At 62.2% G+C, this 18,292-nt stretch carries 12 protein-coding genes; 4 read left to right on the top strand and 8 right to left on the bottom strand.

The window, feature by feature from the left end:
• Positions 1-39: 39 nt before the first annotated feature.
• Together preA and J2045_RS14915 are read right to left on the bottom strand one after the other, a co-directional pair.
• Positions 40-1,353, bottom strand: a complete 1,314-nt coding sequence (gene preA, locus J2045_RS14920; RefSeq protein ID WP_307374122.1) for an NAD-dependent dihydropyrimidine dehydrogenase subunit PreA — start codon at positions 1,351-1,353, stop codon at positions 40-42.
• A gap of 27 nt (positions 1,354-1,380) precedes the next feature.
• A complete protein-coding gene (locus tag J2045_RS14915; RefSeq protein WP_307374118.1) occupies positions 1,381-2,742 on the bottom strand; it encodes an NAD(P)-dependent oxidoreductase in 1,362 nt (453 codons plus the stop codon).
• A 291-nt stretch (positions 2,743-3,033) separates the two neighbouring features.
• Between J2045_RS14915 and J2045_RS14910 the strand changes: the two genes are divergently transcribed.
• Both J2045_RS14910 and J2045_RS14905 read left to right on the top strand, forming a co-directional pair.
• Complete coding sequence (locus J2045_RS14910; protein ID WP_307374116.1) at positions 3,034-3,429, top strand: DUF2325 domain-containing protein; 396 nt, start codon at positions 3,034-3,036, stop codon at positions 3,427-3,429.
• A gap of 308 nt (positions 3,430-3,737) precedes the next feature.
• Entirely contained in the window at positions 3,738-4,124 is a 387-nt protein-coding gene (locus tag J2045_RS14905) for a glyoxalase superfamily protein (RefSeq protein WP_307374114.1), read from the top strand.
• Between the two features lie 46 nt (positions 4,125-4,170).
• Here the strand turns inward: J2045_RS14905 and J2045_RS14900 are convergent, their stop codons facing one another.
• Together J2045_RS14900 and J2045_RS14895 are read right to left on the bottom strand one after the other, a co-directional pair.
• Positions 4,171-4,536, bottom strand: a complete 366-nt coding sequence (locus J2045_RS14900) for a DUF423 domain-containing protein (RefSeq protein ID WP_307374112.1) — start codon at positions 4,534-4,536, stop codon at positions 4,171-4,173.
• Between the two features lie 5 nt (positions 4,537-4,541).
• Positions 4,542-4,931, bottom strand: coding sequence for a globin domain-containing protein (locus tag J2045_RS14895; RefSeq protein ID WP_307374111.1), 390 nt, complete (start codon positions 4,929-4,931; stop codon positions 4,542-4,544).
• 170 nt (positions 4,932-5,101) lie between these two features.
• Between J2045_RS14895 and J2045_RS14890 the strand changes: the two genes are divergently transcribed.
• Positions 5,102-6,724: an ABC-F family ATP-binding cassette domain-containing protein gene (locus J2045_RS14890; RefSeq protein WP_307374109.1), complete on the top strand. Its 1,623-nt coding sequence runs from the start codon at positions 5,102-5,104 to the stop codon at positions 6,722-6,724.
• 82 nt (positions 6,725-6,806) lie between these two features.
• Here J2045_RS14890 and galE read toward each other — a convergent pair whose 3' ends face one another.
• From galE to J2045_RS14870, 4 genes are all read right to left on the bottom strand, one after another.
• Positions 6,807-7,796 carry a UDP-glucose 4-epimerase GalE gene (galE, locus tag J2045_RS14885; protein WP_307374107.1) on the bottom strand — a complete coding sequence of 330 codons (990 nt, stop codon included), beginning with the start codon at positions 7,794-7,796 and terminating at the stop codon, positions 6,807-6,809.
• A gap of 13 nt (positions 7,797-7,809) precedes the next feature.
• Complete coding sequence (gene glf / locus J2045_RS14880; RefSeq protein ID WP_307374105.1) at positions 7,810-8,967, bottom strand: UDP-galactopyranose mutase; 1,158 nt, start codon at positions 8,965-8,967, stop codon at positions 7,810-7,812.
• Positions 8,968-9,080: 113 nt separating this feature from the next.
• The gene (locus tag J2045_RS14875; protein ID WP_307374102.1) at positions 9,081-10,289 is read right to left on the bottom strand and encodes a DUF6250 domain-containing protein; all 1,209 of its coding nucleotides are present in this window, start codon (positions 10,287-10,289) and stop codon (positions 9,081-9,083) included.
• A gap of 84 nt (positions 10,290-10,373) precedes the next feature.
• Positions 10,374-12,419 carry an O-linked N-acetylglucosamine transferase, SPINDLY family protein gene (locus tag J2045_RS14870; protein ID WP_307374100.1) on the bottom strand — a complete coding sequence of 682 codons (2,046 nt, stop codon included), beginning with the start codon at positions 12,417-12,419 and terminating at the stop codon, positions 10,374-10,376.
• A 599-nt stretch (positions 12,420-13,018) separates the two neighbouring features.
• On the opposite strand from J2045_RS14870, the gene J2045_RS14865 reads away from it, so the two are divergent.
• Complete coding sequence (locus J2045_RS14865) at positions 13,019-18,154, top strand: beta strand repeat-containing protein (protein ID WP_307374097.1); 5,136 nt, start codon at positions 13,019-13,021, stop codon at positions 18,152-18,154.
• Positions 18,155-18,292: the final 138 nt, after the last annotated feature.

Raw genomic sequence — 18,292 nt, 5'->3', positions numbered from 1 at the left:
ATCCGGCCCGCAATCGGGCCGGATTTGCTTCGAACGCAACTATTCAGCGGCCTGAACGGCCATCGGATTGTTCGGATGGGTCGTCCAGTTCGCGTAGTTCGGGTCAACCGGGCGGCCCGTGCGCTGGTCGAGGGCACCGGTCGGCAGTTCGACCATCGTGATGCAGTTCTCGACGGGACAGACGTTGACGCAGAGATTGCATCCGACGCATTCGTCTTCCATCACCTCGAACTTGCGCACGCCGTCAACGATGCTGGTGATCGCCTGGTGGGACGTGTCCTCGCAGGCGATGTGGCAGCGACCGCATTTGATGCAGGCATCCTGGTCGATATGGGCCTTGGCGATGTAGTTGAGGTTCAGATACTGCCAGTCGGTGACATTGGGCACCGCGCGGCCACAGATGTCGTCGAGGCTCCTGTGACCCTTGGCATCCATCCAGTCGTTGAGGCCCGAGATCATTTCCTGGACGATCTTGAAGCCATAGGTCATGGCCGCCGTGCAAACCTGCACATTGCCGGCGCCGAGCGCCAGGAACTCGGCAGCATCGCGCCAGGTGGTGACACCGCCGATACCTGAAATCGGCAGGCCGTATGTTTCCGGATCGCGGGCGATCTCGGCCACCATATTGAGCGCGATCGGCTTCACCGCCGGGCCGCAATAGCCGCCATGCGTACCCTTGCCGCCGACGGTGGGCGAAGGGGCGAAGCTGTCGAGATCGACCGAGACAATCGAGTTGATCGTGTTGATCAGCGAGACGGCATCGGTGCCACCGGCTTTGGCCGCGCGGGCGGGCTTGCGGATGTCGGCGATATTCGGCGTCAGCTTGGTGATGACGGGCATGCGGGTGTATTGCTTGCACCAGCGCACGACCATCTCGATATACTCTGGCACCTGGCCGACGGCAGCGCCCATGCCGCGCTCGGACATGCCGTGCGGACAGCCGAAGTTGAGCTCGATGCCGTCAGCGCCGGTCTCCTCGACCAGCGGCAGGATCGCCTTCCACTCTTCCTCGACGCAAGGCACCATGATCGAGGCGACGAGGGCCCGGTCTGGCCAGTTCATCTTGACCTGCTTCATCTCCTGCAGGTTCACCTGCAGCGGACGGTCGGTGATCAGCTCGATGTTGTTCAAGCCGAGCAGCCGGCGGTCTGCGCCCCAGATGGCGCCGTAACGCGGACCGTTGACGTTGACGACCGGCGGGCCTTCCGAGCCCAGCGTTTTCCACACGACGCCGCCCCAGCCCGCCTTGAAGGCGCGCTCGACGTTGTAGGCCTTGTCGGTCGGCGGGGCCGAGGCCAGCCAGAAGGGGTTGGGCGACTTGATGCCGACGAAGTTATTGCGAAGATCAGCCATTGTTCAAATCCTCTCGAAGCGGGTGCGTCATGCGACTGCGGTCACGCCCGCCGTGGCAACGGCGAGAGAGCGGTTGATGCTTTCGGCCGCATCGCGGCCCATGGCGACGGCTGAGACCGTCAGGTCCTGGCCTCCGAAGGCGCAGTCACCGCCGGCCCAGACACCGGGGATCGAGGTGCGGCCTTCTTCGTCGATGGCGATTTTGCCACATTCGATCTTCAAGCCGTCCAGACCCTGGGCGTCGAGCTTCTGGCCGATCGCGACCAGGATCTGGTCAGCCTTGATCTCGGTCGTGTGACCGGTGCCCTTCATCAGCCCGTTTTCCAGGTGGGTGTATTCGAACGTGATCGACGAACAGTGGCCGCCATGGTGCGCGACCTCCTTCGGCTGGAGCCAGTGGCGGATATGAACACCCTTCGAGGCCGCGAGATCCTGCTCGAACTCCGAAGCGTTCATGTGTTCCTTGCCGCGGCGGTAGCACATCGTGACGTTTTCAGCCCCGAGCAGCTTGGCTTGAACCGCCGCATCCACTGCCGTCATGCCACCGCCGATGACGACGACGTCACGGCCCACCGGCACGTCGGCCTTGCTGTCTGCCTGGCGGAGATGGGCGATGAATTCGACTGCATCGAGCACGCCGTTGATCCCGGCGCCGGGGATGTTGAGGCCGTTGACGTTGCCGAGGCCGGCGCCGATGAAGACGGCGTCGTGTTTGGCCTGGAGATCGGCCAACGTGAAGTCGATGCCCATTTCCTGGCCGTCGAGCACGTCGATATTGCCGAGCGAGAGGATGTAATCGACTTCCTTCTGGGCGAAGTCGTTGGGCGTCTTGTAGGCGGCGATGCCGTATTCGTTGAGGCCCCCGGCCTTTTCGCGGGCTTCGTAGATGGTCACCTGGTGGCCATGTAGGGCAAGGCGATGGGCGGCCGCGAGGCCGGCTGGACCTGCGCCAATGATGCCGACCGTCCTGCCGGTGGATGCGGCAGGGCTATAGAACTGGCGACCTTCCTCGATTGCGATGTCGGTCGCAAAACGTTGCAGTCGCCCGATTTCGACGGGGCGCTCTTCGGCCGTGTTGCGCACACAGGCCTCCTCGCAGAGCGTTTCGGTGGGACAGACGCGGGCGCACATGCCGCCGAGGATGTTCTGGTCGAAGATGGTCTTGGCGGCGCCGAGCGGATTGCCAGTCGATATCTGCCGGATGAACATCGGGATATCGATGGCGGTGGGACAGGCTGTCATGCACGGCGCGTCATGACAGAAGTAGCATCTGTCTGAGGCTACAAGCGCCTCGTGATCGCCGAGGCGGGGATGGAGATCGGAGAAATTCTTCGCATAATCGGCAGCGTCAAGCCGCCCGGCCTTGAGGCCCGGTTCGAGTCTTCGCATCGCAGTTCCCTCTTTTATATTCGAAGCGATGCAGGGAAAGGTAACTCAGCTTGAAACTTTTATCAAACGGTAAAAAATTGGATTTCGGCCCTTCTTGGCCCTGAGAATGCGGGAAATTTGACCCTCGTCAAAACCCGCCTGAGCCAGGCTTCGTCACTTCGGGGCCACGCATTCAGAAACATGAGTAAAAGCTTCAACTATATACTTTACTCTTTTTATCATGTTTTGTATGGCTGTCTGACGCGAATGGCGTGATGCCGCCGCAGACCGGATTCGAGGAGACGCGACGAGATGGCGAAAAAGAAGAAGAACGCTGACAGGAAGGCGCCGGCGGAAGTTTCGCCGAAGGCCAGCCCTTCCAGAATCCAGCCGGAAGTGCGCAGCTTTCTCTATGTCGGCGGCCGGGACTGCCAGGTCGCCCATCTCCGCCAGATCGCCAGCAATTTTGGCGCGGAACTGATCCACCACGATGGTGGTTTAAGGGAAGCGGTTTCGCGGATCGACACGGTGCTGCCCTCCGTCGACTGCGTCTTCTGCCCAATCGACTGTATCAGTCACGATGCGTGTCTGCGCGTGAAGAGCGGTTGCAAGAAGTTCGGCAAGACTTTCATTCCGCTGCGCAACGGCTCGAAATCCAGTCTAGAGCGCGCGCTGCAGACATTGAATGAAAGGAATACCGACGGATGAGCAGGGACGGTTTCGACAAGAGTGGCATGAGCTCCTTTCACGAGCTTGCACTTCAGCGTGGCGAGGGGCTTCTTCCGGAGCTCGCCGAGGCTTTCATGCAACGCTCGCAAGAAAGTGAAGTGACGAATTGCGAAATCGTCACTTTGCCGGGCTTGCATCAGCGCAAGTCTGGTACCATGTACCACCAGCCAAACCGGGCCTCGGCCCTTGTTATCGACTTTCCCGCGCCGCGATGGCAGCGGAACGCCAACGCGAGATCGTAGCCGTTCCGTCAGTCGTTTTCATGCGGGATTAGAGGAAGTTTCCGCATGAACGCCCATCCAACCGTTGCGACAGCGATCCTCAACGCAGTGCCGATCCTGCCTTCACTCGACTTCAACGAGACGCGCAGCTTCTACGTCGACAACCTCGGCTTCGAGGATGTCGGCCTCGATTGCCTCGACTATCTCGTCGTTCGCCGTGGCGGGATGGAACTGCACTTCTGGCTGAGCGATGATCCGATGCAGTGCCAGAACAGCTCGGTTTTCTTCCGTGCCGATACCCCCGTCGAGATCTACAGGGATTTTTGCGAGCGCGGGATCGAAGCAGTTCGCCCATCGGACACGCGTGGCGGCGAGATGCGGTTCCATGTTCGCGATCCGCACGGAAACCTGCTGATGTTCGCGGGCATGATGCCGGGCGGTTGCGCCCACTGAACCTTTTTCAAGGCTTGGCGCCGGCCGCTTGCATTCCGCTAGAGGTTTAGCGACGGGACGTCAGCATCGATCCGATGGCAAGCACCAGCCAGGACGCAATCAGGGTCATACCGCCAGTCGGGGCGGCCATTGGAAACAGGCCACTGCCGAGGAAATGGCGGGCGACGAGATCGCCGGCAAAGAGCAGGGTGCCTATGATCATGCCGAGTGCCGCCACCGTCGACAGCCTGATCCGTTCACCGGCAAGGGCCAGAGCGAGAAGCGCTGGCGCATGCGCCAGGCAGATCGTCGAAGCGGGCCGTAGCAGGGCCTCGCCACCCGCATGACTCGCGGCGGCCGCAAGGGCAACCCCGGCGGCGCCGAAAAGGCCGGCAGCCAGGCCGGTCCAGCGATGGACCATTGCTTGCGCCATAAGCCTCACTCCTTGTTCTGCATATGAAAAGCCAGCTTTTCGATCGGCGGCCAGATGATCTCCCGCAGCTTCGGGTGCTCGACCGTCTCGTCCAAAGCGCGGCGGAAGCAGAGCAGCCACTCGTCTCGCTCGACAGGCCCGATCTCGGCGACGAAGTGGCGGCGCCGCAGCATGGGGTGCCCGCGCTTCTGCATGTAGATGGGTGGACCGCCGAGGTAACCCGTCAGGTAGTCGTAAAACTTCTCCTCGCTGCCCGACAAGTCCGGTGGATGGACGGCGCGGCAACGCGCCGCTTCGGGCAGGGTGTCCATCAGATCGTAGAAGCGGCGCGCCAGAGCCTTCACGGTCTCGTCGCCACCGATTGCTTCATAGAGGGTAATCGTGTCTTCGCTCATGCTGTCGTCCTCGAATGAGGTCTTTTCGCGCTTTCGCTTCAATGTTGCAACCAGTGTGCCGCTGGCGTGGCAATCCGGCGCAGTTGCGATGCCGCCCTGCAACAAAAGCAGGGGACAGATAGCCTTCGCCGTGCCATAAGGGCGCCGATTTCAAGCAGGCGCCCTCATCCATGATCCGCATCGAAAACATCTCCAAGCAGCTCAGCCATCGCATCCTGTTCATCGAGGCCTCGGCGGCGCTCAATCGTGGCGAGAAGATCGGCCTTGTCGGCCCGAACGGTGCGGGCAAGACCTCGCTCTTCCGGATGATCATCGGCCACGAGCAGCCCGACGAGGGGCAGGTCTCCGTCGACAAGGGTGTGACGATCGGTTATTTCAGCCAGGATGTCGGCGAAATGTCCGGCCGCTCGGCCGTCGCCGAGGTGATGGACGGGGCAGGGCCGGTGAGCGAGGTTGCCGCCGAACTGCGCGAACTCGAAGCCGCCATGGTCGACCCTGATCGCATGGACGAGATGGACGCGATCATCGAGCGCTACGGCGAGGTGCAGGCGCGCTACGAGGAGCTCGACGGCTATGCGCTGGACGGTCGCGCACGCGAAGTGCTGGCCGGTCTCTCCTTCTCGGAAGCCATGATGGACGGCGATGTCGGCGCGCTCTCGGGCGGCTGGAAGATGCGCGTGGCGCTCGCCCGCATCCTGCTCATGCGCCCCGACGTGATGCTGCTCGACGAACCGTCGAACCATCTGGATCTCGAAAGCTTGATATGGCTCGAGCAGTTCCTCAATGGCTACGAAGGCGCACTGCTGATGACCTCGCATGACCGCGAGTTCATGAACCGCATCGTCAACAAGATCATCGAGATCGATGCCGGTCAGCTCAACAGCTATTCCGGCGACTATGTCTTCTATGAGGGGCAGCGTGCCTTGAACGAGAAGCATCAGCAATCGCAATTCGAGCGTCAGCAGGCGATGCTCGCCAAGGAAATCAAGTTCATCGAGCGCTTCAAGGCACGAGCGTCGCATGCCTCCCAGGTGCAGAGCCGGGTGAAGAAGCTCGAAAAGATTGACCGCGTCGAGCCGCCGAAGCGCCGCCAGGTCGTCGCCTTCGAATTCCAGCCGGCGCCGCGTTCGGGCGAAGATGTCGTCAGCGTCAAGAACATCTCCAAGCGCTATGGCGACAAGGTCATCTATGACGGTTTCGACTTCATGGTCCGTCGCCGCGAGCGCTGGTGCATCATGGGCATCAACGGTGCCGGCAAGTCGACGCTTCTGAAGCTGGTGGCCGGCGATTCGAAGCCGGACGAAGGCACTGTCACGATCGGCGCCAGCGTCAAGATGGGCTATTTCGCCCAGCATGCGATGGACGTGCTCGATGGCGAGATGACCATCTTCGAAATGCTGGAAACGACGTTCCCGCGAGCAGGCCAGGCGCCTCTTCGCGCGCTTGCCGGCTGCTTCGGCTTTTCCGGCGACGATATCGACAAGCGGGTGCGGGTTCTCTCCGGTGGCGAGAAGGCGCGCCTCGTCATGGCGATCATGCTGTTCGATCCGCCGAACCTGCTCGTCCTCGACGAGCCGACCAACCACCTCGACCTCGACACCAAGGAAATGCTGATCAAGGCATTGTCGCAGTTCGAAGGCACCATGCTCTTCGTTAGCCACGATCGCCACTTCCTGGCAGCCCTGTCGAACCGCGTTCTCGAGATCACGCCGGAAGGAGTCTTCCAGTATGGTGGAGGTTACACGGAATATGTCGAGCGCACCGGCCACGAGGCGCCGGGCCTCAGGAGCTGAGCTTCAACGTCTATGACGACCTAAAAAAGCCCGAGGTTCGAAACGAACTCCGGGCTTTTTGATATTTGGAAACGGAGTTTGCTCAGGTCGAGTGACCATTGAAGGTCGAGTGCCATTTCCAGGCGGAGCGGATAATGTCGTCGATACCGTGCTTAGGATCCCAGCCGAGGACTTCGCGGGCGAGCGTGTTGCTGGCGACGAGGCCCGGTGGGTCTCCGGGGCGGCGTTCGGTGCGCTTGATCGGCATCGGGCGGCCCGACACGGTTTCGATGGCCGTGATCAGTTCCTTGACGGTCGTGCCGTTGCCGGTGCCGAGGTTGATGGCGATCGTCTCGCCGCCGTTCAGCAGATAGTCAACGGCGCGCACATGGGCGTCGGCGAGATCGTTGACGTGGATATAGTCGCGGATGCAGGTGCCGTCGCGTGTGTCGTAGTCCTCGCCGAAGATCGAGAAAAATTCGCGGCGTCCAAGCGCCGTTTCGATCGCGAGCGGGATGGCATGGGTCTCGGGCGAATGCCATTCGCCGATCCGGCCCTCGAAATCGGCGCCGGCAGCGTTGAAATAGCGCAGCATGACGGAGCGCATGCGACCGCAGAGGTTCAGATCACCCAGTGCCTGTTCGACGATGTGCTTGGTGCGGCCGTAAGGATTGATCGGCTTCTGGCCGTGCTTCTCGTCGAGCGGCAGATATTCCGGCGCACCATAGGTGGCGCAGGTGGAGGAGAAGACGAAGTTGCGGATGTCTGCTTCGCTGAGGGCCTGGAGGAGGCTGAGCGTGCCCGAGACATTGACGTCGTAGAAGTGCTCCGGCTCCTTGAAGGACTGGCCGACCTCGATCAGGCCGGCGAAATGCATGGCCGCCTTCGGCTGGTATTTGGCAAGGACTTCCTTCAGCCGCGCCTTGTCCCTGATGTCGCCCTGTTCGGCCGGACCCCATTTAACGAATTCCGGATGACCCGAGGTGAAGTTGTCGTAGACGACAGGCAGATAGCCGCGCTCGGAGAGGGCGAGGCAGGTGTGGGAGCCGATATAGCCGGCGCCGCCGACAACGAGGATGGGGGTGGCAGTCATTCTGTATTCCCGGTCAGAGCGGCGCGTGGACGAAGGCGGGCATCGCGGCCTCATCCTTCGACTTGGAAAGGAAGAGGCGGGCCGTGTCCAGTGCTTCGCGGATCGTCACATCCATGTCGAGGTACCGATAGGTTGCTAAGCGCCCGACGAATGTGACGGATTTTTCCTCGTTGGCGCGAGCGACGTAGTCGGCGAGCTGTGCCTTCTCCTCGACCAGGCGGATCGGATAATAGGGGATGTCGTTTTCGCCGCAGGCGCGGGAGAATTCGCGGTAGCAGACCGAGCCCTCGTGGCTTTCCCAGGGCGAGAAATGCTTGTGCTCGGTGATGCGGGTATAGGGCACCGAGGCATCGCCGTAGTTCATCACGGCGCAGCCCTGATAGTCGCCCTGATAGCTGAAGCGCTCGAAATCCAGCGTGCGATAGCCGAGGCGGCCGAATTCATAGCCGAAATAGCCGTCGAGCGGGCCGGAATAGAAGAGATGGGCATAGTCGTGCGGCGCGCGCGGGTCGAAATGCCGGCCGAGCGTCACCTTGATCTTCGGATGGTCGAAGATCTTTTCGATCATGTCGGTATAGCCGTTTTCCGGCATGCCCTGGAATTTGTGGAAGAAGTAGTTGTCGTCGTAGTTGAAGCGCACGGGCAGGCGCTTCAAGATCGATGCCGGCAGGTCGGTCGGCGAGCAGCCCCACTGCTTTTCGGTATAGCCCTTGAAGAAGGCTTCATAGAGATCGCGACCGACGAAGCGGAGCGCCTGCTCCTCGAAGGTCTGCGGGTCGGTGATGGTCTTGTCGGCCTGTTCCTCGATGAAGGCGCGCGCCTCTTCCGGGCGGAAGGTCTTGCCGAAGAACTGGTTGATCGTGTGCAGGTTGACCGGCAGGGAATAGACCTGACCCTGGCTCGTGGTCTTCACCCGGTTCTTGTAGGGCAGGAAGGTCTGGTAACCGTTCACATAGTCCCAGACTTCCGCGTCATCGGTATGGAAGATGTGCGGGCCGTAGATGTGGACCATGACGCCGGTGTCGGCATCACGCTCGGTGTGGCAATTGCCGCCGATATGCGGGCGCGTGTCGAAGACCTCGACCTCGAAGCCTGCTTCCGCCAGTTCACGTGCAATGACGGCACCGGACAGACCTGCGCCGACAATTCCAATTTTCTGACCCTGTGCCATCGGCGGATGCTCCTCGATTTCAGGGGCGGGCACGGTTCCAGCCTCGAGGCCTGCCGTGTCTCGCCCAATTGCGGAAAGACCGGCGGTCACCCGCCGGTTGGATCATGGAGCCGTCAGAGCGACAGTTTCTCGCGCATCACGGCGTCGTAGGCTGCAATCAGACGGTTGACGTCGACGCCTTTTTCCTGCGGCCCAAAACTCAGGTGACTGACGGTGAAGTCAGAATAAATGGCGGTGGGTCGCTCAAGGAATGCCGGCAGGTCGACCGTCAGCATCTTCTCGTCGTCACCCTTTGCCAGCGCCATGTGCTGCACGTCGCGGCCCAGCCACGCGATGAAGTTGATCGACTGGCGCTCCTGCCAATCCACGACCTTCGAGGGCAGGGGGAATTCCTTGGTCGACGAAGCGAGGAAGAAATCGTGCAGATTGTTGGCCTTGTCAGGATCGGTCCACAGCGTTCCACCGAAACCGCCCGGCGGTCGTTCGAAATGCCCGAGCGAGGCAGGCAGGGCGCCGGAGACCTGCTGAAAATAGGCGCATACGCCGTTGTTGACGACATTGGCGGAGATGACGAAGTAATGCGGGTTCTTACGGCGATATTCGATGAAGCCGTTGAGGCCGTCGAGATCGACATAGACGATGTCGTCGTCACATTTCAGGAAGAGAGCCTCGGCGAAATCGGGCAGCCGCCTGGCATAATACTGATAGGCCTGGAAATAGGGCATGTTCTCGCCGGGATTGCCGATGTAGCGGCGCACCGGGGCATGCGCATCGGTGAGCTCGAGATCTCCGCCCCAGCCGCCGCGCACCATGACCTCGGCGCCTTCCGGCAGAACAATGTCCGGCCAGCGGCCGACCGTGACGCCGTTGACCATCATGTCGGGGACGCCGTCGCCGTCGATATTGACAACCACCTCATTGCTGCGGCCGGGTGACAGGACGCCTGGGGTCGAGCGGGCCCAGATCGGCTGGCCTTTCGAGCGGTCGAAGTCCTTCAGCTGCTCGCTCGGCAGCTTGCGCAGAACGGATTGGGCATTTCCCCATCCGCCGATGACGATCTCGTAGAACGTTGCCGGATCGTGCCTGGGAACCAGGGCGATGTGCAGGTCGTTGGTGATCCGTGCGCTCATCCGGCTTGCGGCCGTCTTCGTCACGCGACCGCGATGCTGGTAGCCGACATTATCGCCCATATAGCGGACGGGACCGAACTCACGTGTTACCCATTCATGATCCGCCTGCGAGCGGGTGAAATCCCAGATATGCCATTCGTCGATCAGGCCCTGCGCCATGGCCTGACGCACATAGCTGTCCAGGATCTTCATCCTGTGTTCCCGGCCTGCGAATGTGACGAGTATTACTGGTGCCACGCTGTTCCCCCCGCCCATGCGGTTCCTGTTGAGTTGTCGTCAGGCCTTCGGCTGAGGCCAGAGGCGGGTGTCATACGGCACAGGCGCGAAATCATGCCATTGGGCAATACGGTCCCTGTAACGCTTGCGATAGGCGGCCTCGTCCTCGAACTCGACTTCGGCCAGCATCACTTCCGCGCCGACCTCGTAATACATGTCCATGTTGGTGAGGTCCGGAACCGGTGTTTCCCCCTGCTCGCATTCGCCCTGCATCTGCCAGTAGAGCTCTTCGAGACGGCGGACGAGCCCGGGAATGTCGCGCAATGCACAGGTCTCGCGCTTTGCCTGCAATGTGGCGCGGATCCCGGCCAGCGCCGTCTTGTCCTTGGCAAGCGTGACCGCCTTTTTCACATAGTCATCAGGCGAACTGCAGATCAGCTCCGGAACGCCAGCCGACTTCACGATGCTGCTGCAGAAGCGGGAGGCGAAACTGTTGCCCGGGACGGTCAGAACCGGCAGGCCCATGGTGAGGGCATCCGACGCGGTGGAGTGAGCACCATAGGGGAAGGTGTCGAGGAACAGATCCGCGATCGCAATGCGGGCCAGATGGTTCGGGTTCGGCACCTTGGTGGCAAAGTAGATGCGTGCCGGATCGACGCCGGCGGAGGTGGCCAGGTCGCGCAGGCGCTGGTTGACGGCGTCGGAGGCGCCGAGCAGCCACAGAATGCTGCCGGGAGTGGCTGTCAGGATCGCCATCCATCGGGCGAACACGGCCGCGGTTATCTTCTGCATGCCGTTGAAGCAGGCAAAGACAAAGGCGTCTTCCGGCAGGCCAACCTCGGTGCACGTCGGGCGCGGACCGATCACGCGCTTGCGATCGACCGGCTGGTTGCAGGGAATGTGGAGCACCTTCTCGGTGTAATAGAGCTCGCTGCCGGGCGGAATGATCTGCTCGTCGGCGATGATGTATTGGTGAACGGGGCTCGCGATGGTGCCCGGATAGCCGCAGAAGTTCACGATGACGGGGGCCGGGCGGTAGGAGAAGATCTTGGTCCGCGCAAGCTTGGTGTAGCCGTTGACGTCGATCAGGATGTCGATCTGGTCTGCCATGATCTGGCGCGCCGCATCGAGGTCCGACATCGGAGTGATATCGCGCCAGACATCAATGACCGCCTTCATGCGGGTTTGCGTCGCATCATTGGTGCGCGGTTCACCACAATAGTAGGCATAGACCTCGACAGACGACTTGTCGTGAAGTTCCAGGACTTCGCTGAGCGCAAAGCCGACGGCATGGTCGCGCAGGTCGGAGGAGACGTAGCCGATGCGTAGGCGCTGGCCGGTGCCGACCTTGCGGCGTGGCTCGGGCTTGTTGAGATGCGCTGGATCCGGGCGGCCGGCCAGCATCTTGAAGTAGCGGTATGCCTTGGCCATCTGGAACAGCGGATCATCGGCATAGCAGGCGAGCGGCAGCGGTGAGATCGAATCGAGCATCTGGCGCTTGGTGACATGCTCCGAGCCCTGGACCACCGGCCACTTGCACTGATGCTGGCGCACCGAGATCCAGTGCTGACCGGCCTCGGGCTTGTCCGGGCGCAGTTCGATTGCCTGCCAGAGCGCGCTCTCGGCATCCTCAAGGAGACCGGCCCCTTCCATCACGCGCCCGATATGCTGGAGCGCCATGAGGCGATGAACGGACTTGTCGGGCGTGATCTCGGCGGTCGCCTCGACAAAGCTGCGCCATTGCTGGATCGCCTGGGCATTCAGGCCGCAGTCTTCATAGGTGCGTCCGAGATTGATGTGGGCCTGACCCATCAGCGGCGCCGCCTTGAGCGCTGCCTTTAGGGCGTTGATGGCGCCGGCGGTGTCGCCGAGCTGCTTCAGCGTGACCGAGTAGTTGAAGAAGGCGAGATGGAGCAGCGGGCTCTGGTCATTGAAGGCCGTCCAGGTCTTGTAGAGTTCCGCGGCATGGGCGAACTGTCCCGAGGCGCCGAGCTGCTCGGCCATTTGCAGGACCTCGAGAAGCGACATCTTCTGGCGCCGGGCCTTGTCGATGGCGGTTGCGAGCTGAGCGTTCTGCTCCGGGGCGAAGGGGGTCTGTATCACCATCGACATCACATCTCTCGGTGGCCCTGAAGGCCGGGTTTCGTTCGCGCGCAGCGGCGTTTCGTCAAACTGGTATTCGCCCTAGCTTGCTTTGGGCTTGCGCAAGCGGGGGTGAAACCCTCCTGCGAGGGACACGTCAGTCGTTTACCCCGCCTTAAGGTTGAATTCAGTCTCTCCTCCTGCGTGTTTGTTCAGGGATTCATTATTGTTTATGTTCGAATCGATTAATCAAAAATTAGAGGATGAACCCTAATCATCCGAGTGAGACTACTCTAACCGCGTCCCGTCGAATCGATGACGGTTGGAGTCCGGGGCAAGTGACCGAAGCCGGTTCGCCTGCCTTTCTAAGGTGTGGGAAGCAGAGATCATCTCTGCTGCATGATGCCCTCTCCAACGCCAGGCTCGGTCGAGCCATGTTTCCAAAACTTTTCGTCCGTGAGGACACCATGTGGAAGGCGCCGTGTCGGCGCACATGCATGGAAAGAAGCCACCCAGGGGGCAGGATGCGCCCGGGGTCGTGACGGTGAGGCACCTGACGTGCTTCCCCCGACCGGTGGCAAAGGAATGCAACGGCCAACCGCTAACGTTGAAGGCGCGCGTCAATGACATCGATTATTTCATCTCTGAGCATCACCCAGATCAAGTCGCTGAATACTGCGACGATTGCTTCCTTCACGAGTGACGACGTTGCTGCGCTGAGCTCTGCCCAGGTTGCCGCGCTCTCGTCAACACAGATCTCGGCCCTCCAGACCGACGACTTCGACCAGCTCGACTCCACCCAGCTCGGCGCGATTTCGAGTGCTGCCATCCGCGGCCTCACGGTTGACCAGCTGGCTGTCATCGATAGCGCCAAGATGGTGGCGCTCAGCAGCCGCCAGCTGGGTGCGCTGACCTCCGCACAGGTAACCGCGCTGACCTCCGACCAGTTTGACGCACTGTCGACTGCACAGCTTGCCTCCCTCGGCAGCCTCGGCCTTGCCGGACTTGAGACCGACGACATCGCGACGCTGACTTCCGCAGAGCTCTCCATCATCAGCACCCGCGCGCTCGCCGGCCTGTCGACGGCAAACTTCGCTGCTCTCGACTCCACGCAGCTTTCCGGACTGACCACCGGTCAGATCGCATCGCTGTCGACCGCCGCGATCGCCACCCTGACCACGGACCAGATCGACGGTCTGACCTCGCTGCAGATCTCGGCGCTGACCTCGCGCCAGGTTACCGCGCTGTCGACCGATGGCCTCGCCTCCTTCTCAACTGACCAAGTCGTCGCTTTGGACAGCCGGGCGGTCGCCGCTCTCAAGTCGGCCCAGGTTGCCGCCCTGACGACCGATCAGATCGATGTTCTTACCACCGGCCAGCTGGCCGCACTGACGTCCACTGCCGTCGCTGGTCTCGGTACAGACGACGTGGCTGTCATTTCCTCGGATGGCATCGCCGCTCTCAACTCCCGGACACTTGCCGCCCTGTCGACCGCGAATTTTGCGGCCCTTGGCAGCGATCAGCTTGCTGGTCTGACTTCTGCGAAGATCGCAGGCCTCACGGCCGCACAAATCGGAGTTCTGAGCTCTGACCAGGCTGATGGCCTGACTTCTGGACAGATCGCGGGCCTTACCAGCGCGCAGATGAGCGCGATGACCTCGGATACGCTGGCATCGCTGACGACCGACCAGGTTGGTGCCCTCAGCAGCCGCGCCATCGGCGTCCTTAACTCCGACAAGGTCGCCGCGCTCAGCAGCGATCAGGTCGCAGCGCTGTCGACGACCCAGATCGCCGCGCTTAGCTCTGCCGCCGTCAAGGGGCTGGAGACGGAAGACCTCGCGACCTTCTCCTCGACGGAACTTGCTGCACTCAACTCCCGTTCTCTCGCAGCGCTGTCCACAGACAACATTGCAAGCCTCACCTCTGACCAGCTGACGGCGCTCTCGACCGGCCAGATCGCTTCGCTGACCACAGCCCAGATGGCTGTGTTCGACAGTGACCAGATCGATGGGCTCAGCACCGCTCAGGTCGCCGCACTGACATCGGCGCAGGTCATTGCGCTCGGTTCCGACAATGTGGCCTCGCTGTCGACCGATCAGGTTGCCGCATTGAGCAGCCGCGCCGTGGGTGCCCTGACCTCTGCCCAGCTCGATGCCATGTCGAGCGACCAGATCGAGGCCCTCGGATCTGCGCAGATCGCGGCACTGTCTTCTGCCGATCTGCTGGCACTTTCCTCTGAAGATATCGGCACCTTCACCACTGCCGAATTCTCGATCATCAGTTCGGCAGCGATCCGCGGTATTTCCACCGCAGTCATCGGCGACCTCTCGACCGATCTGATCGCAGCCATGAATACCCGTGCGGTTGCAGCACTTTCGTCCGCCCAGGTCGCCGCGATGACCTCGGATCAGGTCGCTGCTCTCAGCACCGGCCAGCTGGCTGCCCTGACATCGAGCTCGGTCGCTGCCCTCGAAAGCGAGGACGTCGCAACCTTCACCTCCACCGAACTCGCTACCCTGCAGTCGCGCTCGCTGGCAGCCCTGTCGAGCGCCAACTTCGCGACACTCACCTCCGACCAGATCATTGGCCTGACAACGGCCCAGATCTCGGCCCTGTCAACCATGCTCGTCGGTTCGCTCACCAGCGACCAGATCGACGGCCTGACGACGACCCAGGTCGCAACGCTGTCGTCTTCGCAGCTTGCCTCCATCAACACGGCCGGCGTCGCGTCGATGTCCACCGATCAGGTTGCGGCCCTCAGCACCCGTGCCATCGCCTCGATCAAGTCCGATCAGCTCGCGGTCCTGACCTCCGACCAGTTTGCCGCGCTCAGCACCGGCCAGCTCGCGGCCCTGACGTCGTCGGCGATCCGCGGACTGAATTCAGACGCCATCGGTACCCTCACCTCGACGGAACTCGCGGTCATCAATTCCCGTGCGATCGCCGCCATCTCAACCGACAATCTGGCGCTGATTACCTCGGACCAGATCGCCGGCCTGACATCCGGTCAGGTGGCCTCCCTCACGTCAACCCAGGTCGGTGCCCTCAGCACTGACCAGATCGATGGCCTGACGACGTCTCAGGTGGCTACGCTAAGCAGCTCCCAGATCCGCTCACTTGATACGGACTCGGTCGCTTCGCTCTCGACGGATCAGGTGGCTGCTCTCAGCACCCGGGCCATCGGCAGCCTGTCCTCTGCACAGCTCTCGGTTCTCGACTCCGATCAGTTCGCGGCACTTGGAACCGGCCAGCTTGCGGCTCTCACTTCCACCGCGATCATCGGCCTTGACAGTTCCGCTATCGACACCCTGACCTCTACAGAGCTCGGCGTACTGAACTCCAGAGCCCTGGCGGCGCTGACCACCGACAACTTCGCGCTGCTCGACTCCGACCAGCTCGGTGGTCTGACGACCGGTCAGGTCACTGCGCTCACCACCGCGCAGGTCCAGAGCCTGGTCAGCGATCAGCTCGATGGCCTGACCACCGCCCTGGTGGCCATGCTCTCCAGTTCGCAGGTGCGGGCTCTGACAACCGACGCCCTGGCTTCGCTGTCGACCGACCAGGTTGCCTCGCTTAACACCCGCGCCGTCGGTGCCCTCGGCTCTGATGCGGTCGCTGCGCTCTCGTCCGACCAGATCGGCGTGCTCAGCACCGCTCAGCTCGCGGCTCTGACAAGCGCCGCAGTTGCCGGTCTTGCCACCGAAGACATCGCGGCTCTGGCATCCACGGACCTTGCCGCCATGAACTCGCGGGCCATCGCGGCCCTGTCGACCGACAATGTTGCCGCCCTCGACTCGGTCCAGCTCGGTGGCCTGACCACCGCGCAGGTCGCATCGCTGACCACGAGCCAACTGTCGGTCCTCGACTCCGACCAACTCGATGGTCTGACGACGGCACAGGCGGCCGTTCTGAGCTCCAGCCAGATCCTCGGTATCAGCAGCGATAACATCGCCTCGCTGTCGACGGATCAGGTGGCAGCCCTCAACTCCCGCGCCATCGGTGCCCTGACTTCGGCGCAGCTGGATGCAATGAGCACCGATCAGGTCGAGGCTCTCACCTCGGGCCAGATCGCCGCACTGAGCTCCGCTGACCTGGCTGCACTGTCGTCCGACGACATTGCGACCTTCTCGACCGCCGAAATTGCGGTGATCGGCTCGGCTGCGATCTCCGGCCTCTCCACGGATGCCGTCGCCGGCCTCGACACCGACCAGATTGCGGCCATCTCCAGCCGCGCGGTTGGCGCCCTGAGCTCTGCCCAGGTGGGAGCACTCGATACCGACCAGATCGCGGCCCTCTCGACGGCGCAACTCTCGCAGCTCAGCTCTGCTGCGGTTGCCGGTCTCGCCACTGAGGATATTGCCACGCTCGACTCCTCTGAGCTCGCCGTCCTGCAGACACGTACCCTGGCTGCGCTCAGCACCGACAACTTCGCTGCACTCGACTCGACCCAGCTGTCGGGTCTGACGACCGGCCAGGTTGCGGCACTGACCACCGCCCAGGTATCCCTGCTTGACAGCGACACGGTGGCCGGCCTCACGTCCACCCAGATTGCCGCGATGAACTCAAGGCAGGTAGCGGCTCTGTCGACCGATGCGCTGGCCGCGCTGACGTCGCTGCAGCTTCCGGGTCTGTCGACCTCTGGTGTCGCCAGCCTGAACTCCGACCAGATCGAAGCGATGACATCTGATCAGTTCGACTATCTGACGACCGCTCAGATCGGGGCGATCAGCTCTGCTGGTGTCGCCGGCCTGACGACCGAAGATATCGCGACCTTCGCACCGACCGATCTTGCGGCTGTCAACACCCGAGCGCTGGCTGCCCTGTCCACGGACAACTTCGATTACCTCGACTCGACCCAGCTCGCCGGGATGACCACCGCTCAGGTGGCCGCCCTGACGACTGCCCAGATCGGGGTTCTGACCACGGATGACATCGACGGTCTGACCACACTTCAGGTGAGTGCCCTGACCACGGCGCAGATCAGTGCCATGTCCACCGACAACCTGGCTTCGTTCTCTACGGATCAGATTGCCGCGCTTGGCACCCGGATCTTCGCCAGCCTGAGTTCCGGGCAGGTGACGGCCCTGAGCACCGACCAGATCGGTGTATTGTCGAGCGGCCAGCTTGCGGCGCTCAGCACGTCGGCCATCGGCGGCCTCGAAACCGAGGATATGGCGACCTTCTCCTCGACCGAACTCAGTGTTCTGAGCACCCGGACGATCGCGGCATTGTCGACCGACAACTTCGCGGAACTGACGTCGGATCAGTTGACCGGGCTTAGCGCCACCCAGGTGGCCGCCATCACGACTGGCCAGGTTGGTGCGCTGACTTCGGACCAGATCGACGGTCTCTCGACGACCCAGATCGCAGCCCTGTCATCGAGCCAGATCCGCTCGCTTTCGACAGACAACCTCGCCTCGTTCACCACCGACCAGGTGGCGGCCCTGAGCAGCCGTGCGATTGCGGCCCTCTCGACCGACCAGCTGGTGGCGATGACCACCGACCAGATCGAAGCTCTGTCTTCGACCCAGGTGGCGGCTCTGACCTCGGCGGCAATCGATGCCCTGGCCAGCGAAGACCTGGCGGAGTTCTCGACCGAGGACATCGCAGCGATCAACACCGCTGCCCTTGCCGGCCTGTCGACCCAGGACATCGACGACCTGACCAGCGACCAGCTGCAGGCGCTTACCTCGACGCAGATCCAGGCGTTGGACGACGATCAGGTTGCTGCGGTCATCGCAGCCTACCAGTCGCTCTGATAAGGGGAGGCGCGGGTCGCGCCTCATCCAGACACGAACCGGAAAGCCCCGCCCTTGCAGGCGGGGCTTTTCTGTTTTCTCTGATCGCCATAGGGCGTAGCTTGAGCAAGCCGCGTTTACGATCCGGCGCCCGCATTC

Source organism: Peteryoungia aggregata LMG 23059 (assembly GCF_030814435.1).
Taxonomy (GTDB): Bacteria; Pseudomonadota; Alphaproteobacteria; order Rhizobiales; family Rhizobiaceae; genus Allorhizobium; species Allorhizobium aggregatum.
The sequence above is the reverse complement of the archived record's forward strand: the minus strand, read 5'-3'. Positions and strand labels throughout refer to the sequence as shown.